Origin of the sequence: Streptomyces sp. NBC_01288, assembly GCF_035982055.1 — a bacterium.
In the GTDB taxonomy this organism is placed as follows: Bacteria; Actinomycetota; Actinomycetes; order Streptomycetales; family Streptomycetaceae; genus Streptomyces.
Genome location: NZ_CP108427.1, coordinates 1,723,167 through 1,747,415, shown reverse-complemented (window position 1 = coordinate 1,747,415; position 24,249 = coordinate 1,723,167). Strand labels below are relative to the sequence as shown.

Genomic DNA, 24,249 nt, shown 5'->3' with positions numbered 1-24,249 from the left:
TGGAAAGGCAGTTGGCACAGCACCCACCCATGCGGCGGCCCGCCCTGACCCGCTCTCCGGGCCGTCCGCCCCGCTCGGTTCTGTCGGCACGAAGCACGCGCTCTCCGTGACACCCCAGCAGGTGGCACCCCGTCAGGTGGCATCCCGTCACGTGACACTTCGTCAGCAAGGCCTGCTGACAACGATGTCGGACTCTCGTTGCCCATCGAAGGAGCCCCCATGCCCCACTCCGAAGACGACGGCCGCCCTCCCCACCCCACCGGACTGCTCCCGCTGACCAGACGCGACCTGCTGCGCTGGGGAGGAGTGGCCGCCGCAGGTGCCCTCGGCGGCCTCGGCATCGCCGGTTCGCCCGCCCATGCCGCCACCAACACCTCCGCCACTTCCGCCACCAACGCCGCCACCGCCACCCCGTCGGCCGACGCCGCAGCCTCGACATTCAGCCCGCTGCGCCCACCCGCCACCCCCCTCGCCGTGCGGTCCCCGTACCTGACCACCTGGCTCGCCGGGGACAACCTGGCCGGCACCTGGCCCACCTTCTGGAACGGGCGAATCACCGCGCTGGCCGGTATCGCCCGCATCGACGGCACGCCGTACGTGTTCCTCGGTGCCCCGGCGCTGCCCGGCGGTCCGGCGCTCAGCACGATGACGCAGACGTCGTTGCAGCTCACGGCCACCCGGTCGATCTTCACGCTGACCGGGGGCGGCGTCACGCTGACGGTCACCTTCTTCTCGCCCGTGGACCTCGGCAACCTCCAGCGCCAGTGCGTGCCGCTGAGCTACATCAGCGTCCAGGCCGCGAGCGGCGACGGGGCGAGCCACACCGTGGACGTGCATGTCGACGCCTCCGCCGAGTGGGTGCACGGCGACAGTTCCACCCAGGTCACCTGGGCCAAGCAGGCGACCGGCAGCATGACCGCCCTGACCTGCCAACCGGCCTCCCCGGGCGTGCTGGCCGAGAACAACGACCAGGCGTCGTGGGGCTCGCTGGTGCTGGCCGCCCCCACCGCGAGCGGGCTGACCTGGCAGATCGGCCAGGACACCGTCGTACGGGCGGCGTCCGCCGCGAACGGGACGCTGGCCGGTACCTCCGACACCGCCCAGCCCCGCGCGATCAACGACCGCTGGCCCGTGCTGGGCCTCAACCAGAACCTGGGCACCGTCACCGCGGCCGCCCCCTCGGCGGTGTTCCAGGTCGTCGTCGGCCATGTGCGCACCCCGGCGGTGAGCTACCTCGGCACCAATCTGAACCCGTGGTGGACGCACTACTGGAGCTCTTGGACCGCCATGCTCGACTGGTTCAACGGCGACCGCGCCGCCGCCCTGACCGCCGCCGTCGCCTTCGACAAGGCGATCCACGACGATGCCGCGAAGGCCGCCGGCGGCGGTGAAACCGGTGAACACTACGCGGCCGTCTGCGCCCTGGCGGTGCGTCAGGCCGTGGCCGGGACGGAACTCGTCGACCGGAACGGCTCGCCGTGGGCGATGCTCAAGGAGATCTCCTCCAACGGCAACTTCTCGACCGTGGACGTCATTTACCCGGCGTCCCCCGCCTACCTGCACCTCTCGCCCGCGTATCTGCGGCTGCTGCTCGAACCGCACTTCTTCTACGCGGAGCAGGCCGGCTGGCCCAAGGTGTACGCCGAGCACGACCTCGGCTCCAGCTACCCGAACGCGACCGGGCACCTGGACGGCAACGAGGAGGCCATGCCGATCGAGGAGTCCGCCAACATGCTGATCATGGCGGCGGCCGTGGCCCAGCGCCTTCCGGCGGCCGACGCGGCCTCCTTCGCCACCGCGCACTACGCGATCCTCCACCAGTGGGCCGAGTACCTGGTGGCCAACGCCCTCGACCCGGAGAACCAGAACCAGACCGACGACTTCACCGGCTGGATCGCGCACAGCGCCAACCTCGCGCTCAAGGGCATCATCGGCATCGGCGCGATGAGCGTACTGGCCAAGGCGGCGTCCAACTCCTCTGACGCGGCGCACTACTTGACGGTGGCCCGTGGCTACATCAGCCGGTGGGTCTCCCTGGCCCAGGACTCCTCGGGCACCCACCTCAAACTCGCCTACGACCAGGACGGCACCTGGAGCCTGAAGTACAACGGCTACGCCGACCGCCTACTGGGCGTGGACCTGGTGCCGACCGGGGTGGCCGCGCAGGAGGCCGCCTTGTACCGGTCCAAGGCGGGTACCTACGGCGTGGTGCTGGACCCGCGCAACGACTACACCAAGACCGACTGGGAGATGTGGACCGCGGCGTGGCTGGCCGACCACGCCGACACCCGCGCCATGCTGATCAACGGTGTCTACGGCTTCGCCAACTCCACGCCGACGCGTGTGCCGTTCACCGACTGGTACGTCGTCGCCACCGGCGCCCAACGGGGCTTCGCCGACCGGCCCGTGATCGGCGGCGTCCTCGCCCTGATGAACGCCCCGGCGGCCGACTCCGTCTCCTGGAAACGTATCCAGAACAAGAACTCCGGCAAGCTGCTCGCCGTCAGCGGCATGTCCCTGGCCGACAGCGCCGAGGTCACCCAGTACGAGGACAACGGCACCGCCGACCACCTGTGGACCGTGGTGGACAACGGCGACGGCACCGTCAGGATCTACAACCGCAACAGCGGCAAACTGCTCGCCGTCCACGACCAGAGCCTCGACGACGGCGCCCATGTCCAGCAGTACAACGACAACGGCACCCAGGACCACCTCTGGCGCCTCGTCGACAACGGCGACGGCTGGACGAAGATCGTCAACGTGCACAGCGGCAAGCTCATGGCCGTCGACGGAGCCTCCCAGGCCAACGGCGCCCAGGTGACCCAGTGGAACGACAACGGCACCTCCGACCATCTCTGGCGGCTCGTCTGATCCACTTCCGAGGCGGCCGGCCTCCCTGAACGCGCGGCGCGCGGAGTGTCCCGTCCGTGGCACTCCGCGCGCGAAGTCATGTCGCACATCTAGTCATACCGACCAGTCGGTACTAGCCTCCGCTCGAACGGAAGGAGCCCCCACCTCCCGCCGCCCCCTCTTGTCCCCGGCCGTTCCAAAGGGAGCCGTATGCCCTCCGCCTCCGCACCATTCGACACGCGAGGCCCCGGTGCCGACGCGCCCGGCGCCGGTGCTCGCGGCTCGCTCGCCCGGCTGTACCGCCGTGACCTGCCGGCGTATCCGGCCACCGGGCGGCGCATGTCGTATCTGGCGATCGTGGTGCTCACGACCGTCGTGCTCTACTACATGCTCTACATCCAGTACGCGGTGGCGACGTCGATCATCACGCACTTCGACATGACCTACCGCTACTTCGTGTGGGTCTCGGTCATCGGCAACGCGGTCGGGGCCTTCGCCTCACTCGTGGCCGGCCTCGCGGACCGGTGGGGGCGCGCGAACCTCGTGGTCTACGGCCTGCTCGTCGCCGCGCTTCTGGTCTTCTTCGGGCTGCCCAACGCCGGTGACAAGACGACCTACTTGGTGCTGTTCGCGGTCGTCAGCTTCATCGAGGGCATCGTGCTGGTCGCGACCCCGGCGCTGATCCGGGACTTCTCACCGCAGCTCGGCCGGGCCACCGCGATGGGCTACTGGACGATGGGCCCGGTCATCGGCAGCCTGGTCGTCACGTCGGTGACCAGCAGCACGCTCGACACCGCCAGCTGGCAGGACGAACTGCGCTACTCCGGGGCGGCCGGACTGGTCGTGTTCGTCGTCACCCTGTTCGCCCTGCGCGAGCTGTCGCCGGGCCTGCGCGACCAGATCATGGTGAGCCTGCGCGACCGCGCCCTGGTCGAGGCCCGCGCCAAGGGACTCGACACGGAGGCGGTACGGCGCGGGGAGTGGCGGCAGATGCTGCGCCTGGACATCCTCGGCTCGGCCTTCGCGATCGCGGTGTTCCTGCTCCTGTACTACGCGGCGGTCGGCAACTTCGTCGTCTACTTCTCGACCACCTTCGGCTACAGCGAGCAGCGCACCAACGGCCTCGCCAACTGGTACTGGGCCGCGAACGCCCTCGCGCTGATCGTGGCCGGACTGCTCTCGGACCGTTTGCTGGTGCGCAAGCCCTTCATGATCGTCGGCGGGATCGGCGCGATCGTGGCGACGGCCGTCTTCGCCTCGCTGGCCACCCATGCGACGACCGGTTACTACACCTTCGCCTGGCTGTTCGTCGCGATCGGCGTGTTCAGCGGGGTCGCCTACGCGCCGTGGATGGCGAGCTTCACCGAGACCGTCGAGAAGCGGAACCCGGCCGCGACCGCAGCGGGGCTCGCGGTCTGGGGCTGGACGGTACGGATCGTGGTCGCCGTGTCGGCGGCGTTCATCCCGGTGCTGGTCACCTCCGTCACCCCGCTCGTCGAGCACGGCGCCGAGGTGGCGGCCGCGACGAAGCAGGCGGCCCCGGCCCTCGCCATCGTCGACGCCCATCCCCAACTCTTCGCGGAGCTGGGCAAGTACACGCCGACCACGACGCCTCCCGCCCTGGCCGCGCAGGCCGTCAAGGAAGTCGGCCCCGCCGACCTGGCCGTCGTACAGAAGGCACAGCCGCAGCTCAAGGTGCTCAAGGAGCACGGGCCGGAGGTGCAGAAGGCCGTGAAGAACGGACCCGGGGAGTGGCGCACCTGGTGGTGGATCTGCGTGGGAGGGCAAGTCCTGTTCCTGCCCTTCGTGTTCGTGATGGCCGGCCGCTGGAGCCCGAAGAAGGCCCGCGAGGACGCCCAGGACCACCAGGAGGCCGTCGACCGCGAACTGGCCGCGCTCGCCGGGAGCGAGGCCTGACCGACGTGTCCACCGACGCCGCGGCGTGGGCGCAACTGCCCAGCCGCGGCGTGTTGGTGACGTAGCGTCAATTCGTGTCTGGTCGTGTCGGTTTGCTCAGCCGAGGGTGAAGTCGTCGGCGGTGACGTTGGATTGGCCGTACCAGCCGTGGACGAAGACCGTGACGGCTCCGCTGCTGCCGGTGGTGAAGGTGGTCTTGAGCTGGTTCCAGGCCGAGTTGTTCGACCAGGTGCTCGCGGAGGCGCCGCCGGTGACTCCGATGTAGGCGTACGGTCCCTGCACCCAAGCGGTCAGTGTGTAGCTGGTGTTGGGGGACAGGGTGACGTTCTGGTCGCACTCGCCGGTGCTGCCGGCGCTAGGCGTGACCTGGAGGCTGTGGCTGCCGCTGTGGACCGGGGTGGAGACCACCGCGCTGCCGCCCGTGCAGGTCCAGGGGCTCGAACTGCCGGTCTCGAAACCCGCGTTGGTCAGTGAACCCCCGCCTCCTCCGCCGCCTCCGGTGGTGGTGACCGTCAGGGTGTAGGTCGCGCTGTGGCTGCCCGTCGCGGCCGTGCCGGTGACGGTGATCGGATACGTGCCCGCGGCCACGGACGAACCGACCGTCGCCGTCAGTATCGAACTGCCGCCGGACGTAACGGAGTTGGGGCTGAACGAGACACTGACTCCGGACGGCGCGCCCGAGGCGGCGAGGCTGACGGACTCGGCACTGCCGGACGTAACCGCCGTAGACACGGCCGCAGTTGTCGAACCGCCCTGGGTGACCGAGGCCGAACCCGGTGACAGTGACACGGAGAAGTCGCTGGTGGTGCCTCCGCCGCCGCCCGAACTGCCCTCGTAGGGCACGAACGCGTCGGTGAACGCGAGGCTGTTCTGACTGATCTCACTGCATGTGGGCAGGGAGTTGGCGCTTCCGCCGCACGCCTGGTCCCGGGTGATCGCCCAGAACGCCAGCCGTCCGACACTGTTCTGCGCGGCGAAGCTCTCCACCGTCTGGGCGTCGGCCAGCGTGAAGGTGGAACCGTCGTCGTTCTTGCCGATCATCGGCGTGATGCCGAGGTTGGCGTAGGTGTAACCGGAGTCGACGGACTGCATCTGCGCCAGCGTCGCCTTCGCCGCGGAGACCGCGCCCTGGCCCATCTCGGTGCCGGTGCCGGCGTAGTAGTCCATGGCCATGATGTTGACCACGTCGATCTTGATGCCCGCGTTCTTGGCGGCCTTGAGGATGTTGACGCCGTCGCCGGTCAGCCCGCTCGTGAGCACCGGCAGGGTCATGGAGAACTGGAGGTTCGGGTTGGACGCCTTGAGGTCCTTCATCGCCTGCATCTGGCGGGCCGCGGCCGCGGTGTCCGCGATGGCGGCGCCCTCGATGTCGAAGTCGAGCTGGGTGACGCCGTAGTCGTTGATGATGGCCTGGTAGCCGGCGTCGATGCTGCTCTGGGTCGAGCAGGTCCAGGCGAGCGGTTCGCCGCTGGCTCCTCCGGAGGAGACGATGACGGAGGCGCCTTCGGACTTGGCCTTGGCGATCAAGGGGTCGGTGTAGGAGTCGTTGCCGATGGGGAGTGTGTCTCCCCAGATCTGGTTGCAGCCGACGCCGAGCACGAAGGCCGCGGTGTAGGCCTTGAGCTTGTGTCCGGTGATGGCGGTGTCGAGCAGTCCTTCCTGACTGTTCGACATGTCCACGTAGGGGGCCACGGAGTAGACGCTGCTTCCCGCCGCGCTGCTCGCGGGGGCCAGGGCGACGGTGACGCCGGTGGCCGCGAGCGCGAGAGCGGAGACGGTGGCCGCGAATCTTGCCAGGCGCATGACAGTTCCCCTTTCGGGGTGCCCGCTGGGGGGCGAGGGGGGTACTCGGGATATTGGTACATACCAAACAACTCGTGGAGCCCTCCGTCAAGAGGACTAGACCAACTTGGTTCGGTCGGGCCGATTCACGTCAACTCCCGGTGGGAGAACGGCCGTAGAGGTGGTGCATCCCTGGTCGGCTCGCAGTTCGCCCGCAGGTGTGCGCTCGTCGGGAGGCGTGAAAAGGGCCTCTGTTCGGGAGCTAAAACTCCCGCAAAGACTCCGGCGGTTCAGCCCGGGCGGCTCGGTCGTTTCGGCTCCCCTCCGGTCTCCCGGAGGGGTGGTGCGGGTCTACGGCCGCGACAGCCCGGACTCGCGCCGAAGTGCCGACCGGGTTCGGAGTCACCGGGCCCGCCCCATACGCCGGACCAGCCAGGTTCGGCGGGTCCACCGAGACGCGAGCCCCTCGCCGGGCCCGTCCGCAGCCCCCTGCACTCAGGTCATCGGCGTCACGCGCACCCATGATTTCGGACCCTGGCGCACCCCCTCCTGCCCGAGAACTCCGCCCCCAGAAACTCCCGCTCGCCTCGTTGACACACCATCAACACACGCGTTTCACTCGTCACTCGTGCATTGGCAACGTTGTCAGGCCGTGGGAGCGACCAGGAACTGTTGCCTGTCGCCGGCGTTCCGGTGTTCTCCGGTGCGCCGTCACCTGATCTGCGAAGCACGAACCGCTGCGGAGGCGACCGATGGTGAGACCCCGACGTTCAGCCGTGCCACGTGACCGCAACAGATTCCGTCAACGCCTCGCCGTGGCCTGCGTGTTGGGCATGACCGCCCTGCCGCTCACGGCGATCGGCAACGCCCAGGCCGCGAGCACCGCGACGCCCGCGCTCGTGACGGACCCCGCGTCCCTCGTCAATCCGCTCATCGGCACGTCCGGTGCGGTGGACACGTTCCCCGGTCCCGACATGCCGGCCGGCATGGTGCAGTGGGGTCCCGACACCACGCCCAACCGTCCCGAGGGCGGCGGCTACGAGTACAACGACAACAAACTCTCCGGCTTCAGCCTCACCCACGTCTCGGGACCCGGCTGTTCCGTCGCGGGCGACCTGCCGGTCCTGCCGGTGACCGGTTCGCTGTCGGGTGACCTCGGCAGTGCGTCCGTCGGCTTCAGCCACGCCGACGAGCAGGCCGGCATCGGACGCTACAAGGTCACCGACGCGAACGGCGTCAGGACCGAGCTGGCCGACACCACCCGCGCCGGTCTCGGCACCTTCACCTTCCCGACGGGTCAACAGGCCAACCTGCTCTTCAAGTTGAGCGGCGGCGCCACACAGGTGGACGGGACCCGCGTCCAGGTGATCAACAACAAGGAGATCAGCGGCGCGATCGACAGCGGTCACTTCTGCGGCGCGAGCAACAGGTACACGCTGCATTTCGACATCAAGTTCGACCAGCCGTTCACCGCGAGCGGTACCTGGGCCGGCAGCACCATCAACCCCGACGCCAAGTCGCTGAAGGCCGGCAAGGCCCAACTCGCCCCGCAGGCAACCGAGTCGGCGCCGCTGAAGGAGAAGCACTTCATCGTCCCGGCGAAGCCCGCCCCCACCGTTCACGGGACCGGTCCAAAAGCCAAAGCCAAAGCCAAAGCCGCCGAGCCGCCCACGACCGGCGCGAACGGCATGTACCTCACCTTCGACACCGCCGCGAACCCCACGGTGAGCGCGAAGGTCGGCGTCTCGTACACGAGTGACGCGGGCGCCGCGAACAACCTCGCCACCGAGATCAAGAACTGGAACGTCGGCGCCGTGGAACGGTCCAACCACGACGCCTGGAACACCGTACTGAACAAGATCCAGGTGGGCGGCGGATCGGCCGACCAGCAGACGCAGTTCTACACCGCGCTCTACCACGCGCTGCTGCACCCCAACGTCTTCTCCGACGACAACGGCCAGTACATGGGCATGGACAACCAGGTCCACACACTGGCCAAGGGGCAGCAGGCCCAGTACGCCAACTACTCGGGCTGGGACACCTATCGCTCCCAGACCCAGCTGATGGCGATGGTCGAACCCAAGGTCACCGCCGACGTCGTCACCTCGATGCTCAACGGCTATGACCAGACAGGCCTGTTGCCCAAGTGGGCCTCGAACAACGGCGAGAGCTATGTGATGGTCGGCGACCCGGCCGCCGGCATCATCGCCGACGCGTACGCCTTCGGCGCGACCGGCTTCGACACGGCCAAGGCCCTCGCGGCCCTCCAGCACGAGGCCACCGTCCCCAACAACGACCGCCCCGGCGAGTCCGTACGGGACGCGAAGGGCTACCTCCCGCTGGACGAGAACGACTACGGCTGCTGCAACTTCTACGGCCCCGTCTCCACCCAACTGGAGTACGACTCCGCCGACTACGCCATCGCCGCCTTCGCGAAGTCGCTGGGCAAGACGTCCGTCTACGAGAAGTTCGCCACCCGCGCCCAGGACTGGATGAACGTCTTCAACCCGCAGACCGGTTACATGCAGGGCAAGAACAAGGACGGCCAGTTCGCGGGCGGTTTCACCCCCGGCACCTCCAACGGCTTCGTCGAGGGCACCTCCGCGCAGTACACGCCGATGGTCCCGTTCAACCTGCAACAGCTCATCCAGGCCCGCGGCGGCACCAAGGCGTACTCGTCCTACCTGGACAGCCTGCTCGACGACATCACCGCCCCCGGCAACACCGACGCCGACCTCAGCAACGAGCCCAGCGTCGAGATCCCCTGGGAGTACGACTACACCGGCCAGCCCTGGAAGACACAGGCTGCCGTCCGTGAGGCGCAGCAGAAGCTGTACTTCAACGCCCCGGTCGGCTCGTTCGGCAACGACGACCTCGGCGCGATGAGTTCCTGGTACGTCTGGTCCGAGCTCGGCATGTACCCGGAGACCCCGGGCACGGACACCCTGGCGCTCGGCAGCCCGGCGTTCCCGGCGGCCAAGGTGACCTTCGGCAGCGGAAAGACGGTGCGGATCAACGCCCCGCAGGCCGCGCCCGACGCGCCGTACGTGCAGTCGCTCGGCGTCAACGGCAAGGCGTGGAACACCTCTTGGCTGACCTACCAGAAGTTCCAGGGCGCGGGCACGCTCGACTTCACGCTCGGCACACAGCCCAACACGGCCTGGGCGTCCGGCCCTTCGGCGGCGCCGCCGTCGGACACCACGGGCGGCGGCCGGGTGCTGGCCGCGACCGGTCCCTCCAACGGCCTTGTGCTCCAGCCGGGTTCGGCCGGTGACGGCACGCTCGACCTGACCAACCTCGGCAGCACGGCCGTCACGGTCGACTGGAAGGCGACGGCTCCCTCCGGCGTCACGCCGGCCCCGGCGTCCGGAACGCTGACGGTGCCCGCGGCGGGCAGCGCCGAGGCGAAGGTCAAGGTGACGGCAGGCGCGGACGAAGGCCTGTTCCCGGTCACGTTCGCGCTGACCGACCACACCTCCGGTGCGACGCCGGCCGGGGCGACCCTCCGGGTGGCCGTGGCCAAGGCCGGCGCGCTGTGGCCGTACAACACCAACGAGGGCATCTATCCCGACGGCGCCACCTTCTCGGGCGGCTTCGACGGCGGGGGTTGGGCCTTCTCGCAGAACGCGCTGGCGGCCGCCGGCGTCACGAGCGGCTCGCCGCTCACGGTCGACGGCGTCAACTACACCTGGCCGACGGTGACTTCGGGTCAGCTGGACAACCTGGAGATGGCCGGCCAGACCATCTCGATGCCGACCGGCACCTCGGGTGCGTCGCTGGGACTGCTCGGCACGGCGACCAACGCGCCGACCGACGGCAGCGGCGTCTCGGGCACGGTGACCGTCACCTACACCGACGGCACCACCTCCCAGGGGACGGTCGCCTTCCCGGACTGGACCCTCAACGGCGGTTCCAGCAAGCCGCTTCCGGGCGACACGACCGCCGCCACGACGGCCTACCGGAACACCGGGAGCGGGGGCCGGGACAGCGTGAAGTCCTACGTCTTCGCCGCGAAGGTCTCGTTGGACCCGTCCAAGCAGGTCGCGTCGATCACGCTGCCGGTAACGGGTTCGACGGGCACGGACCACTTGTTCTCGTACGGCTTCGGCCAGTAACAAATAGCCAACAGCCAACAGCCAATAGCCAACAGTCAACAGCCAACAGCCAACAGCCAATAGTCGAGGGCTAGTTAGCGAAGGTGGACCAGGATCCGGCCCGCGTTGGTCGGGTCCTGTTCCACGCGGGCGTAGAGCCTCTTGATGTGCTTCTGCGCCAGCACGGCCAGCACCCGCTTCTTCAGCTGGCCCGTGCCCTTGCCCGGGATGATCTGAATGGTGTCGACCCCGGTCGCGGCGGCCTTGAAGAGGGTCTGCCGCAGGGCCGTGTCGATGTCGCGATCGCTGCGGAAGTAGGGGTGCAGATCCAGGGTGATCAGGGCCATCGCCTCCGGGTGTTCTCCAACTTTGGTTCTACGAGGCGGTCGTCCCGTAGCGCGAGGACGGAGCCTCGCCCCGACCCTAGGCTCGATCACATCGAAAGAGCGACAGCTCTTCCGCGGCACCGGCCGGCGCCTGTCCAATTCCCCGAGAACGAAGAGGCGTTGTGTCCCCTTTCGGATTGATCGGATCGAACAGTTCTCCGGGCAGGCAGTCCAGGACGCGCCGCGCCGCCGCCGGAGTCCTGGCCGCCTCGGCCGTCGTCCTCACGCTGAGCGCGCCGACCGCGGCGGCCACCTCCACCTCCACCGACGGGCCCGCCTATGTGGCGCTCGGCGACTCCTACGCCTCCGGGGCCGGCCTGGCCGGTGTGAAGGACAAGGAATGCGACCGTACGACCGGCAGCTACCCCAGTCTGATCTCCCGGCTCGCCTCGAAGGTGGGCCTTGACCACACATTCGACGACGTCACGTGCAGCGGCGCCACCACGAACAACTACTGGAATCCCAAAGGCAGTAAGGCGCCCCAAGCGGACGTACTCACTCCGCGCACGAGACTCGTCACCCTGACCATGGGCGGCAACGACGTCGGCTTCAGCAGTGTGCTCGCCACCTGCGCCCGCGTCGCCGCGACGGACCGCGAGGGCACCCCCTGCAAGCAGTACTTCACGGCGGACGGCAAGGACGTACTGGCCGACCGCGTCGCCACCATGGAGGGGCGCGTCCACGATGTGCTCGCCGACATCAGGCGACGCAGTCCGCACGCCAAGGTGATCGTCGTCGGTTACCCGGCGCTCTTCCCCGACAACGGCGTCGGCTGCGCCGAAGTCCCCTTTGCCAAGGGGGACTTCGCCTATCTGCGGGACACCACGAAGCAGGCCAACGCGGCGCTGCGACGCCAGGCGACGGCCGAGGGTGTGCACGCGTCCTACGCGGACACCTATACGGCGACGGTGGGCCACGACATGTGCCGGCCGCGTGAGGAACGATGGGTCGAGTCGCTCACCCCAGCTGCCAGCACCGCAGCCGCGCACCCCAATGAGTCCGGCCAGTTCGCCGTGGCCATCGCCACCCTGCGGCAGATCTACAAGCCGTAGACGACACACGACACCGGACGGACGACAGCGCCTCAAGGCGTACATCCCGAGACTGACAGGCCGCCCGGATATCCGTCGGAGGCCCGATGACGCTTCCTCGGTCCTGCCTGCAAGGTGGCGGCCATGGGTGAACCCAGAGAACTGACGAAGTGTCATGGACGTTCCTCGGCAGGTAGGTTGATTGCTCTCGCGGCCGTCCTGTGTCTCACCTCGGCCACTGTCGCGCTGCTGCCCACGCCCTCGTCCGCCGTGACGGGGCCGGGTGGCACGACGGTGGCCGAGGGCGGTCACACGGTCCGGATCAGCCGCACCGAGTACGGCGTCCCGCACATCCTGGCCCAGGACTTCGACGGGCTCGGATACGGATACGGGTACGCGTTCGCGCAGGACAACGTCTGTGAACTCGCCGACCACGTGGTGACGTTGAGGGGTGAGCGGTCCCGGTTCTTCGGGTCCGACGGAGGGCCCGGTGAGGGCGAAGCCCAAGGCTCCAACCTCGCGAGCGACACCTACTACAGCGGGCAGCGGCGTGCGGGCACCGTCCGTCAACTCTTGGCCCAGAAAGCCCCGTTGGGACCGACAACGGAACTGCGGCGGATGGTCGAGGGATATGCCGCCGGGTACAACCGATACCTCCGCGACACCGGCGTCGACCACCTGCCGGACCCGACGTGCAAGGGCAAGCCCTGGGTGCGCCCGATCACCGCACTCGACCTGTGGAGCGTCGTCTACGACGTCAACAGGGTGACCGCGACAGTGCCGTTGGTCCCGGACATCGGCGACGCGAAGCCTCCGGCGACGACCGCCGCCGACGGCAAGGACGCGGCGGCCTCCAGCGCAACCGCCGAGATCCCCGCCGTGCCGGCCCTCGCCTCCGCCGATGTCGGCAGCAACGGCTGGGCCCTCGGCCGCGACGCCACCCGCACCGGCAATGCCATGGTCCTCGCCAACCCGCACCTGCCCTGGGCTGTCGGCTACTTCCGTCTCTATCAAGTGCAGTTGACGATCCCCGGCACCCTGGACGTATCGGGTGCCGTCCTCTACGGCACACCCCTGGTCGAGATCGGCCACAACAGAACCCTCGCCTGGACACACACCGCGAGCGACGCCCAACACGCCTCCGTCTACGCGCTGAAGCTCGCGCCCGGCGACCCGACCAGCTACGTGCTCGACGGCAGGACCGTGCCGATGGAACGCCGTACGGTGCCCGTCACCGTCCGGGACGCGAACGGTGACCTCTCGACCGTCGAACGGACCCTGTACTCCTCGCACTTCGGGCCCATCCTGTCCACCGGCTGGACCGCGACGACGGCCTACGCGATCCGTGACGCCAACGCCGGCAACCTGCGCTCCATGAACACCTGGCTCGCGATGGCCAAGGCACGGAACCTCGGCCAACTCCGCGCCGCCCAGGACGAGTTCCAGGGTGTCCCCTGGACCTACACCCTCGCGGCCGACACGAGCGGGGACACGTACTTCACCGAGTCCTCGGCCGTTCCGCACCTCACCGACGCCCAACTCGCCCACTGCACCCTCCCGAACGACGAGGGGCCGCCCGCCCTGGACGGTTCGACGTCGGCCTGTGCCTGGGGGAGTGACCCCGACGCACTCGTACCCGGTATCTACGGCCCTTCGCACCAGCCGAAGTTGAGCCGCACGGACTACGTAGCCAACTCCAACAACGGCCCCCAGTACGTCAATCCGGAGGCGCCGATCACCGGTCTCCCCGGTGTGTACGACACCGATCCTCACCTCGACGGGCGGGCCCAGCTCGGACTCCGCATGATCGCCCAACGCCGGGACGGCACCGACGGGTTGGGCGCACCGGGCTTCACCGAGAGCACCCTGCGCGACGCGATGCTCGGCAACCGCGTCCTGTCGGCCGAGACGGGCCGCGACGACATCGTCGGCATGTGCAGCGCCCACCCGAGCCTGACGGCCACGGACGGCACGCGGGTCGACGTACGGCAGGCCTGCACGACCCTCGCCCGCTGGGACACCCGCGCCGACACCACCAGCCGGGGCATCGTGCTCTGGAGCACGTTCTACGACCGTCTCCTCGACGGCGGCCCGCCCGACACCTGGCGCCGCGTCCCCTACGATCCCGCCCAACCCCTCACCACGCCAAGGGGGTTCAACGGCGAGGACCCGCGCGTGCAGCGCGCCCTGGCCGACGCCGTCCAGGACTTCGCGGCCCGTGACCTCCCGGTCGACGTCGAGCTCGGCGCCGTACAGAAATGGGACGGCATCCCGCTGCCCGGCTGCGACGCGGGCTGTTTCGACGTCATGGAGGCGAGCCCCGACTCGGGCACAGGCACCCCGACCGCCGGGGCTTTCGGCACCACCTTCCTGATGACCGTCGAACTGACCCCCGACGGTCCGCGCGCCCACACCCTCCTCGCCTACGGCCAGTCGGCGAACCCGGCGTCGCCCCACTTCTCGGACCAGACCCGCCTCTTCTCGCGCAAGCAGTGGGTCATGGAACGGTCCACCCCGGCGGAGATTGCCGGCGACCCGGCTCTGGAGGTGACGACTCTGCGCAGGTGACAGGGGCCGACGTAGCGCGGCCGCTCGTAACTCGGCCGCCGCGGTGCGGGGTTGACTGGTCTATACCCTTGACTGGTACATACCAATGCGGTTCAGTGAGGGGCACCATCCCCCACCACGGCCGCCCCCACGCCGTGACCGGTCCGACCGGCCCGTGCGCACAAAGGCTCTGCTTCGCCCTGCCCTTGGCGGGGTACGGCCGTGCTCCACAGAGGAGTTGAACCCTGTGTCGAGACGCCGCATCGCCGCAGTACTGACCGCACTCGTCCTCGGTAGCCTGACGCCCGTGGTCCTTCCCGCCGCCGGCGCGTCCGCCGCCTCCTGTTCGAGCTATCCGAACTGGGTGGCCGGCAAGTCGTACGTCACCGGCAACATCGTCCGCTACACCGACGGCAAGGCGTACATCGCCGAGCACGACAACCCGGGCTACGACCCGGTCATCAGCACCTGGTTCTGGGAGCCGTACGCCTGCGACGGCTCCGGTACGCCCGTGGGCAACTTCGTGGTGAGCGAGGCCCAGTTCAACCAGATGTTCCCGAGCCGCAACTCCTTCTACACCTACAGCGGTCTCACCGCCGCCCTCAGCGCCTACCCGGGCTTCGCGAACACCGGCAGCGACACCACGAAGAAGCAGGAGGCCGCCGCCTTCCTCGCCAACGTCAGCCATGAGACGGGCGGGTTGGTGTACATCGTCGAGCAGAACACCGCCAACTACCCGACGTACTGCGACTGGAGCCAGTCGTACGGCTGCCCGGCCGGCCAGGCCGCCTACTACGGGCGCGGTCCGCTGCAGATCAGCTGGAACTTCAACTACAAGGCGGCCGGGGACGCGCTGGGCATCGACCTGCTGGGCAACCCCTGGCTGGTGCAGAACGACTCGGCCGTGGCCTGGAAGACCGCGCTCTGGTACTGGAACACCCAGAGCGGTCCCGGCTCCATGACCCCGCACAACGCGATGGTCAACGGCGCCGGTTTCGGCCAGACCATCCGCAGCATCAACGGCTCGATCGAGTGCGACGGCAAGAGCCCCGCCCAGGTGCAGAGCCGCGTGGACGCCTACACGCGGTTCACCTCGATCCTCGGGACCAGCACCGGGGCCAACCTCTACTGCTGACCGTGCGGCACGGGCACCGGCTGGACCGTTCCAACGGTCGGTGCCCGTCCCACCCACGCGTTCCAGGGACGGTACGTTCACGCAGGTCAGGCCCTGTGTGAGTGTTCCATCTTCCCGTTTCCCCCGACTGTTCTGGCGGCTGGGACGGATCGCCGCGCAAGCTGCGGTTGTTCGCAGCGAGACCCACCACGAAAACCCGGTGGCTCGCCTTCCAGCACCGCACTCAGGGGGAACCCGATCATGTCCAACGCCATCTTCCGCCGCCGTACGGCACTCCTCACCGCGACCCTCGCAGCGGCCACCTCACTGGCACTGACCGCCTGCGGCACCGACCTGGACTCGGCGGCCGAGAACACCCCGACCGTCGCCGCCGACAACGGCATCTCCTCGACCGCGACGCCCAAGGCGGACGCGGGGGACGCGGGGGACACCAAGACCGCGGCCTCCGGTACGGACGCGTCCGTGACCTCGAAGTCGGGCAGCGGCAGCACCACCGCCAAGGGGCCCACCGGGTCCAAGGGGTCGACCTCCAGCATCGTCACCTGCACCGGCGCCAACACCAAGGTCACCGCGCAGACCGTGTCCCGTCCGCTGAACCACCTGCTGCTGACGGTCAAGAACACCGGCTCCAAGACCTGCTACCTGTACGGCTATCCGGCCCTGCGGTTCACGGACGCCCAGGCCGTGCCTCCGGTCGACGAGGACACGCAGCCGCAGGCGGTCACCACGCTCCGCCCCGGACAGTCGGGTTATGCCGGCGTCCTCCTCTCCGCCGCCGACGGCAGCGGCTCCGGCGGCTACACGGCGAAGACGCTTTCGGTGATCTTCCAGAACCGCGCGCTCGAATTCGTGGGCTCGGGCGTCAAGGTCGCGCTGCCCAGCAAGGGTGTGTACATCGACAGCTCACTGACCACCACCTACTGGCTGACCAACCCCTCGGACGCCCTCAACTAGGCAGCCCGTGCAGCGAAGTCACCCGCCGCACAGAAAGGACGTAGGTGTGCCCAGTACATCGAACAACGTGAACCGGCGGCCCGATCCCGGGGCGCCCGCGCACGAGCACTTCGAGGTGGTGTGGCACACCTCGTCCGACGGCGCGTTCAGGAGAGCGGGCGTGCTGGTCTGGGAGATCATCGGCATCGCGGTCGGCCTGCGGTCCGCCGACGAGGTACAGCCGAGCGCCATAGAGATCCGCGCGTGCGAAGGCCCGATCGTTGTCAGGTTCGCCTACGGCGACGACCGCGAACTCGCCCGCCGACACAGCGCGTTGGTGGAACGCCGGCTCTGGAACTGCACGGTGGGGGAGTTCCTCGCCTTCCTCCACGAGACGGCCGCCGACCCGACGACGCAACCGGGATCCGACCCGACGGCGCAACCGGGATCCGACCCGACGGCGCAACCCGGATCACCGGATTTACCTCTTTTGGATTGCGCGTAGCCGACCCGGGCCGCATCAGCCACTGGAGCCGCTTGAACCAGTCGAGGAGACATCGCCCCATGTTCGACAGCCCACTTCCCGGGAGCCGAGTTCTCCGCCGCCGTACCACGGCGCTCACCGTGGCCGGTACGGCCCTCGCGCTCGCCGTCCCCGTCTCGGCCACGGCCGTCTCCGTCTCCGGCCGCGCCGCCGCTGCCCCCGACCCGGTGTCCTCCTTCTCGTTCACCGCCCAGGAACGCAAGGACGCCCTCGCCTACTGGACCCCGGCCCGGATCAGGGCCGTAGGAAAGTCGGTGGATCTCGGGCCGACCGGGCCGAAGACCAAGACGTGGACCGGTCCACAGCTGAAGACCGTGGGGCGGATGTTCATGGTCAACGCCGCGGGGGCCGACACCTGGTGCACGGCCACCGCCGTGAAGAGCGCCAACCGGTCCGTGGTGATGACCGCGGGGCACTGCGTCCGGCGGTCCGCCTCGCCCGTCAACACCAACATGTCGATGGTGTTCGTACCGGCCTACAGCAAGGGCGAGCAGCCGTACGGCGCCTTCGCGGTGCGCACCGTCCTGACTCCGCGCGCCTTCGCGGAGGAGGGTACGAACGACGTGGCCGCGATGGTCGTCGACGCCGACAAGAACGGTCGTAGGCTCACGGACGTTGTCGGCGGGACGCCTATCGCGTTCAACCGGGCCGTCGGCGGGAAGATCTCGTCCTTCGGTTACCCCGCCACCCATCCGCAGCTCGGCGAGGAACTCCTGCGCTGTGTGGGCACGGAGAAGAAGGAGAACGGCCAGCAGATGATCCCCTGCGACATGACCGGCGGCTCCAGCGGCGGACCGTGGCTGGCCGACTTCAAGGAGACCACCGGGCAGGGCACCCTCGTCTCGGTCAACAGTGCGCTGGACGGCTTCACGCCGACCAAGATGTACGGCGAGATCCTCGGGGCCACGGCCAAGACGATGTACGGGCGGGCCGAACGCGGCTGATCTCAGGGCCCGTTGAGGAGGGCTGCCCCCGCCGACAGGGGCAGCCCTACGCGAATACCGCCAGGGGAGGTGCGGTGCCGGATGCCTTGCCATGACAGCCGTGGGGTTGACCAACACTGCCGGCCCCGACACGTCCCGTTCCCCTGGCGGTAGGACCAGCTTGGGGTGCCGGGCGGGTGCGGGGGGCCCGAACTCCAGGAGATCGGTGGCGATATCGGTGCACGTAGTCGTCGGCGGGGGCTTCGGAGGGGGTACGTAGGTACCGGGTACCTACGCCGACTTGGTGCCCTCGGGCTGTGCCGCCGCCAGGATCTCGGTACGTGAGGTGATGCCCAACTTGGCGAGGATGTGCTCGACATGGGCGTCCACGGTGCGTTTGGAGATGACGAGCCGTTCGGCGATCTCCCGGTTGGACAGGCCCTGGGTGACGAGCGCGGCGACCTCGCGTTCGCGGCGGGTGAGGGGATCGGCGGGGCGGTTGTCCGGCGTCGCGGGGCGGGTCGCGGGGATGCCGGGCGGTTCGTCCGCGTCCGTGCGTACGGCGTCCAGGAGTTCGCGGCCCGACATCCGAGCGCCCGCCGCCCGCCAGCGCTCGTACGGTTCGGCGCCCAACGCCGTTCGTACCGCCCGCTGTTGGGACTCCTGTTCCTCCAGCAGCCGGGGCAGCATGCCGACCGGGTCTCCGCCCAGCCGTCGCGCGTGCTCCGCGTAACCCATCAGCCAGCAGGCCCTGACGTATCGCTTCTGTCCGGCGGCGTGCCAGGCCAGGCCCAGGGACGCGAGCGCCGCGACGAGCACCTCGCCGATCTCGCTCGCCGCCTCCAGGCCCCGGCGCAATGCCGTCGCGCTCTCCTCGGGCCGGCCGACGAGCCAGAGGATGACGCCCTGGACGGAGAGCGTGGAACCGTACAACTGCCGTTCGCCGCGGCCCTCCAGATACGTGAGGCCCGTCTCGCACCACTCCAGCGCGCGGTCCGTGTAGCCCAACGCGGCGTACAGCAGGGCGCCTTCGTAGTGGACGACGCCGATGCCCAGCGCGTCGTCCGCCGCGATCATCCGCCGACGGACCGTTTCGAGTGCGGCCGCCCCCTCCTCCACGGCTCCGCCGAGCACCGTCAGGGCGCCCAAGTAGCCCTCGCTGAACAGCTCCACGCGGCTCTCGCCGACGCGCCGCGCCACGTCGAGGGCTTGTGGGAACCGGTCCAACGCCGTCTCCAGATCGGCCGTCCAGATCCCGAACACCCCGGTCATGAACAGGCCCCAGGCCCGCGTCGCGGAGTCCTGCGGGACGAGGCCGAGCCCCTTGTCGATCCAGTACCGGCCCTCTGAGAGCGTTCCCGCTGCCCGCCAGTACGCCCCGAGCCGCGTCGCCAGCCACAGCGCGTCCGTCGCCCGTCCCTCCGTGGCACAGCCGTACTTCAGGGCGGCCCGTACGTCGGCGATCTCCGCGCGTACGGCGTGGTGGAGTTGGACCTGGCCCCGGCCCATCAGACCGTTCCAAAAACGGCCGACGAGTTCGTCGTAGTGGGCGAAGTGCCGTTGCCGTACGGCCTCGGAGTCCTCGGTGGCGGCCAGGCGCGCGGTGCCGTACTCGCGGATGGTGTCCAGGAGCCGGTAGCGGCCGCCGTCCTCGCCGATGCGCTGGACGACCGACTTGTCGACGAGCCCGATCAGTGCCTCGACGACCTGCTCGCCGTCGAGTTGGACCGTTCCACCAAGGTCGCCGCCCGCGCACACCCGCTCGGCGGCGGACAGCTCGAAGGAACCGGCGAACACCGACAGTCGTGCCCACAGGAGTTGTTCCTGGGGTGTGCACAGGTCGTAGGACCAGTCGATGGCCGCGCGCAGGGTCTGGTGGCGGGTGAGTGCCGTGCGCCGGCCGCCGGTCAGGACCTCGCAGTGGCGGTCCAGACGGGCGACGAGTTCCGCCAGGGGGACGGCCCGCAGGCGGACGGCCGCGAGTTCGAGGGCGAGGGGGATGCCGTCGAGGCGGTCGACGAGGGCGAGGGTGTGCTCCCGGTCGGTGCCGTCGAGCGGGGGGCCGCCGGTGACGGCCGCGGCGCGCTGCGCGAACAGGTCGACGGCGTCGGCGCGGGCCAGCGGGGCGATCGGCAGACAGCGCTCGCCGGGCACGTCGAGCGGCTGCCTGCTGGTGGCGAGGACGCTCAGTCCCGGCGCCTCGCGAAGCAGGATGTCGCAGAGCATCGCGCACGCGTCGACCAGGTGCTCGCAGGTGTCGAGGACGATCAACATCCGCCGCCCGCGCAGGTGTTCCACGATGGCGTCCAGCGGGGTCATGCCGGACTGCTCGGGCAGTTCCAGGACGCCCGCGAGCGTCGGCGGCACCAACTCCGGGTCGTGCAGCGCCGACAGCTCCACCAGCCGCACCCCGTCGGCGAACCGGTCCGCGGCCGCGCGAGCCGCCCGCAGTGCCGTACGGCTCTTGCCGACCCCGCCCGGACCGACCAGCGTGACCAGCCGCGACCGCGCCAACTCGGTGTGCAGCATCCCGAGTTCCTCGGTGCGTCCGACGAAGCTGGTCAACTCCACCGGGAGTTGACCGCCCCGTCGCTGTCCGAAGCCGTATCCCATGCCGCCCCCATACCCGTCCGCCAACCGGTCACCACAGCGTAGGCGAGTGACTCCCGAGCGTGAACGGTAGTCGAGTCCGGCGGGTGGGCGCGAGATCGCGCGGGCGCCCGGCGGCGCGCCGATCAGGCGACGCGCGCGCCGTTCACGCCGGGCTCACCCAGCTGCCGGTCTCGACGGAACGCACCATGGCGTCCACAACTGCCGCGCTGCGTACGGCATCCGGGAGCGTCGCGCCGTACGGAGTGCCCTCGGCGACGGAGCGCAGGAAGCGGTACGCCTCGATCACCTTGAGGTCGTCGTAGCCCATCGCGTTCGCGGCGCCCGGCTGGAACGCGCCGAACTCGCCGTCGCCCGGGCCGATATACACCGTGGTGACGGGCTGGTCCTGGTAGGTCGTGCCGCGGCTGACCGCCAGTTCGTTCATCCGGCGGAAGTCCCAGAACACCGCGCCCTTGGTGCCGTGCACCTCGAAGCCGTAGTTGTTCTGCTCGCCCACCGAGACCCGGCAGGCCTCCAGGACACCCCGGGCGCCGGAGGCGAACCGCAGCAGACAGTTGACGTAGTCCTCGTTCTCGACCGGGCCCGACTCGCCGCCGGTGGCCAGGGCGTGGCCCGCGGTCGCGCCGGTGGGGCGGGCCCTTTGGGGCAGGAAGATCGCGGTGTCGGCGGCGAGGGACGTGATGTCGCCGAGGAGGTGGCGGGCCAGGTCCGCGCCGTGCGAGGCGAGGTCGCCCAGGACGCCGTGGCCGCCGCGCTCCAGTTCGTAGCGCCAGGTCAGGGCGCCGTCCGGGTGGGCCGCGTAGTCGCTGAAGAGGCGGACGCGGATATGGGTGACCGTGCCCAGCTCGCCGGACGCGATCAGGTCGCGGGCGGCCTCCACGGCGGGCGCGTTGCGGTAGTTGAAGCCGACCGTGCCCTGGACGCCGGACTTGGAGACCGCGTCGGCCACGGCGGAGGCGTCCGCCGTCGAGAGGCCCACCGGCTTCTCGATCCAGATGTGCTTGCCGGCCTCCGCCATCGCGACGCCGATCTCGCGGTGCAGGAAGTTCGGCGCGGTGATGCTCACCGCCTGCACGCGCGGGTCGTCGACCACCTCGCGCCAGTCGCGGGTGGTGGAGGCGAAGCCGAACTGCTCGGCGGCCTGCTCGGCCCGCCCGGGCACCTCCTCGGCGACCGTCACGAGCTGCGGCCGCACCGTCAGCTGCGGAAAGTGGTGCGGGACACGGGCGTACGCCTGGGTGTGCACCCGCCCCATCCATCCGAAGCCCACGACGGCAACACCGAGCGAGGTCACCATGACTGCCCTTCTTTGGACCGGTCCATAAACTGTCTCCGCCACAGTGGAACCCATTCATCCTGATGTCAATACATGCACGTCAACACCGAGTGTCCGCGCCTTTGACAGGGGGCGCGACCGCATGGAACGGTCCAGCCATGAGCGCTCCGACCATCCGTGACGTCGCCGAGCGGGCCGGTGTGTCGAAATCCCTGGTCTCCCTGGTGCTGCGCGGCTCCGAGCAGGTCCGACCGGAGAAACGGCAGGCCGTGCTGACCGCCGTGGAGGAACTCGGCTACCGCCCGAACGCCGCCGCCCGCAGCCTCAGCGAACGCCGCACCCGCTCGATCGGCGTCCTGCTGAACGACCTGCGTAACCCTTGGTTCGTGGAACTCCTCGACGGCCTGGGCTCCCGCCTGCACGAGAACGGCCTGCACATGATGCTGGCCGACGGCCGCCTGAACCGTCACCTCGGCGAGGACCTCACCCGCATCTTCACGGAACTCCGCGTCGACGGCTTGGTCGCGGTGGGCACCCTCCCCGGCTCCGACGAACTCCTCGCCGCCGCCGCGACCCGCATCCCCACGGTGGTCGCGGGCGCCATTGAACCGGTCCTGCCCCACGTCGACGTCGTCGCCGGCGACGACTCGTACGGCGCCGCCCTGGCCACCGAACACCTCATCGGCCTGGGGCACCGCCGTATCGCCCACATCGCCGGCCAGGGCGTCGCGGGCGCACTCCGCCGCATCTCCTTCGAAGAGGTCATGCACGACCACGGCCTGACCGACCTCGCGACGGTCGAACAGGGCGACCACACGGAGGAGGGCGGCTACCGCGCGATGGTCCGCCTGCTCACGGCTCCGGAACGCCCCACGGCGGTCTTCGCCTTCAACGACATCGCGTGCGTCGGCGCGCTCTCGGCGGCCGAGGAACTGGACCTCCAGGTGCCTCGGGACCTCTCCCTCGTCGGCTACGACAACACGTACCTCGCACGCCTACGACACCTCTGGCTCACCACCGTCGACAACGGCAGCCACGACATCGGCCGCCGCGCCGCGCAGCTTCTCGTCCAGCGGATGCGGGATCCGAGGCGGATGCCGGAGACGGTGCTGTCGGAGCCGAAGATCGAGGTGCGGGGGAGTACGGGCCCGCCGCCCTCGACGGAGTAACTCCGGCGCGGGCATGATCCATACGGTGTCGAACGAAAGCGTGGAAACGCGCCGCCCGCCTCTGCTCTGGGAACAGCACTGCTGTCTGGCACTGGAGAAACACGCCGACGTCGGCGAACTCGCCCGCTACCGCAGGCCGGGCGGCAGCTTCGTCTCGGTGAACGTGGGCTACGCGCCCCACGGCACCGACGACGTCACCGGTCTCCTCACGAGCTGGCGGCAGCGGATCGCCGCCGACGACCGGCTGCGGCTCGTCGCGAGCGTCGACGACATCGACGCCGCCGGGCGCGCGGGTGAGGTGGCGGTCGCCTTCGACCTGGAGGACTCCGCGCCCCTGGAAGGGGAGTTGGACCGGGTTCGCCACTTCTACGACCTGGGCGTGCGCACGGTGCTGCCGAGCTACAACACCCGCAACGCGGCCGGCGGCGGTTGCCTCGACGAGGTCGACGAGGGACTCACGGCCTACGGCCGGGCGCTGGTACGGGAGTTGAACGCCGTCGGTATGGTCGCGGACGGCTCGCACTGCGGTGCCCGTACCGGTCTCGACCTGTGCGAGGTCTCCCAACTGCCCGTCGTCTACAGCCACTCGTGCATGCGCGCGGTGTGGGACCACCCGCGCAACATCACCGACGAGCAGGCCAGGGAGTGCGCGGCGACGGGCGGGGTGGTCGGCATCACCGGAGTCGGCATCTTCCTCGGCCCCAACGACGCCTCCGTCGACGCCCTCGTACGCCACATCGACCACGCCGTCGACCTCGTCGGCCCGGAACACGTCGGCGTGTCCACCGACTACCCGTTCGACGCGGGGGACTTCAACGCGATGCTCGAACAGAGCCCGGAACTCTTCCCCGACTGCTACACCCGCTGGGGCCCGATCGACTTCATGCCCCCGGAGGGCCTGTTGACCGTCGAGGGCGCGCTGCTCGCCCGGGGGTATCCCGACGACGCCGTCGCCGCGATCCTCGGCGGCAACTTCCGAAGGGTCGCCGAGGCGGTGTGGCGGTAGTACGTAACTCGTATGCGGTGCAGGTCAGTTGACTGGCAGGATG

Annotated in this window: 15 protein-coding genes; 11 read left to right on the top strand and 4 right to left on the bottom strand. The window is 69.5% G+C overall.

The genetic code is table 11. From position 1 onward, the window contains the following. Positions 1–219 precede the first annotated feature (219 nt). Both OG194_RS07700 and OG194_RS07695 read left to right on the top strand, forming a co-directional pair. Positions 220–2,871: a glutaminase domain-containing protein gene (locus OG194_RS07700; RefSeq protein ID WP_327400102.1), complete on the top strand. Its 2,652-nt coding sequence runs from the start codon at positions 220–222 to the stop codon at positions 2,869–2,871. A gap of 189 nt (positions 2,872–3,060) precedes the next feature. After that, the gene (locus tag OG194_RS07695) at positions 3,061–4,767 is read left to right on the top strand and encodes an MFS transporter (RefSeq protein ID WP_327400101.1); all 1,707 of its coding nucleotides are present in this window, start codon (positions 3,061–3,063) and stop codon (positions 4,765–4,767) included. Positions 4,768–4,863: 96 nt separating this feature from the next. Here OG194_RS07695 and OG194_RS07690 read toward each other — a convergent pair whose 3' ends face one another. Beyond that, positions 4,864–6,570 carry a carbohydrate binding domain-containing protein gene (locus tag OG194_RS07690; protein ID WP_327400100.1) on the bottom strand — a complete coding sequence of 569 codons (1,707 nt, stop codon included), beginning with the start codon at positions 6,568–6,570 and terminating at the stop codon, positions 4,864–4,866. Positions 6,571–7,382: 812 nt separating this feature from the next. Here OG194_RS07690 and OG194_RS07685 point away from each other — a divergent pair. After that, complete coding sequence (locus tag OG194_RS07685; RefSeq protein ID WP_327400099.1) at positions 7,383–10,664, top strand: lectin; 3,282 nt, start codon at positions 7,383–7,385, stop codon at positions 10,662–10,664. Between the two features lie 74 nt (positions 10,665–10,738). Here OG194_RS07685 and OG194_RS07680 read toward each other — a convergent pair whose 3' ends face one another. Next, on the bottom strand, positions 10,739–10,990 hold the full coding sequence (locus tag OG194_RS07680; protein ID WP_327400098.1) for a Smr/MutS family protein: 252 nt from the start codon (positions 10,988–10,990) through the stop codon (positions 10,739–10,741). A gap of 176 nt (positions 10,991–11,166) precedes the next feature. Here OG194_RS07680 and OG194_RS07675 point away from each other — a divergent pair, with 176 nt between their 5' ends. The 6 genes from OG194_RS07675 to OG194_RS07650 all read left to right on the top strand — a co-directional run bounded on the left by OG194_RS07675 (position 11,167) and on the right by OG194_RS07650 (position 18,163). Beyond that, the gene (locus tag OG194_RS07675) at positions 11,167–12,081 is read left to right on the top strand and encodes an SGNH/GDSL hydrolase family protein (protein ID WP_327400097.1); all 915 of its coding nucleotides are present in this window, start codon (positions 11,167–11,169) and stop codon (positions 12,079–12,081) included. A 123-nt stretch (positions 12,082–12,204) separates the two neighbouring features. Next, positions 12,205–14,628: a penicillin acylase family protein gene (locus OG194_RS07670; protein ID WP_327400096.1), complete on the top strand. Its 2,424-nt coding sequence runs from the start codon at positions 12,205–12,207 to the stop codon at positions 14,626–14,628. Between the two features lie 226 nt (positions 14,629–14,854). Continuing rightward, on the top strand, positions 14,855–15,742 hold the full coding sequence (locus tag OG194_RS07665; RefSeq protein ID WP_327400095.1) for a glycoside hydrolase family 19 protein: 888 nt from the start codon (positions 14,855–14,857) through the stop codon (positions 15,740–15,742). Positions 15,743–15,982: 240 nt separating this feature from the next. Continuing rightward, entirely contained in the window at positions 15,983–16,696 is a 714-nt protein-coding gene (locus OG194_RS07660) for a DUF4232 domain-containing protein (protein ID WP_327400094.1), read from the top strand. 46 nt (positions 16,697–16,742) lie between these two features. Continuing rightward, on the top strand, positions 16,743–17,180 hold the full coding sequence (locus OG194_RS07655) for a hypothetical protein (RefSeq protein ID WP_327400093.1): 438 nt from the start codon (positions 16,743–16,745) through the stop codon (positions 17,178–17,180). A 59-nt stretch (positions 17,181–17,239) separates the two neighbouring features. Next, a complete protein-coding gene (locus OG194_RS07650) occupies positions 17,240–18,163 on the top strand; it encodes a trypsin-like serine peptidase (protein ID WP_327400092.1) in 924 nt (307 codons plus the stop codon). Between the two features lie 270 nt (positions 18,164–18,433). Here OG194_RS07650 and OG194_RS07645 read toward each other — a convergent pair whose 3' ends face one another. Both OG194_RS07645 and OG194_RS07640 read right to left on the bottom strand, forming a co-directional pair. Then, entirely contained in the window at positions 18,434–20,755 is a 2,322-nt protein-coding gene (locus OG194_RS07645) for a helix-turn-helix transcriptional regulator (protein ID WP_327400091.1), read from the bottom strand. A gap of 142 nt (positions 20,756–20,897) precedes the next feature. Further along, positions 20,898–22,052: a Gfo/Idh/MocA family protein gene (locus OG194_RS07640; protein ID WP_327400090.1), complete on the bottom strand. Its 1,155-nt coding sequence runs from the start codon at positions 22,050–22,052 to the stop codon at positions 20,898–20,900. 137 nt (positions 22,053–22,189) lie between these two features. On the opposite strand from OG194_RS07640, the gene OG194_RS07635 reads away from it, so the two are divergent. Beyond that, entirely contained in the window at positions 22,190–23,200 is a 1,011-nt protein-coding gene (locus OG194_RS07635; protein ID WP_327400089.1) for a LacI family DNA-binding transcriptional regulator, read from the top strand. Positions 23,201–23,225: 25 nt separating this feature from the next. After that, positions 23,226–24,206, top strand: a complete 981-nt coding sequence (locus OG194_RS07630) for a dipeptidase (RefSeq protein WP_327400088.1) — start codon at positions 23,226–23,228, stop codon at positions 24,204–24,206. Positions 24,207–24,249: the final 43 nt, after the last annotated feature.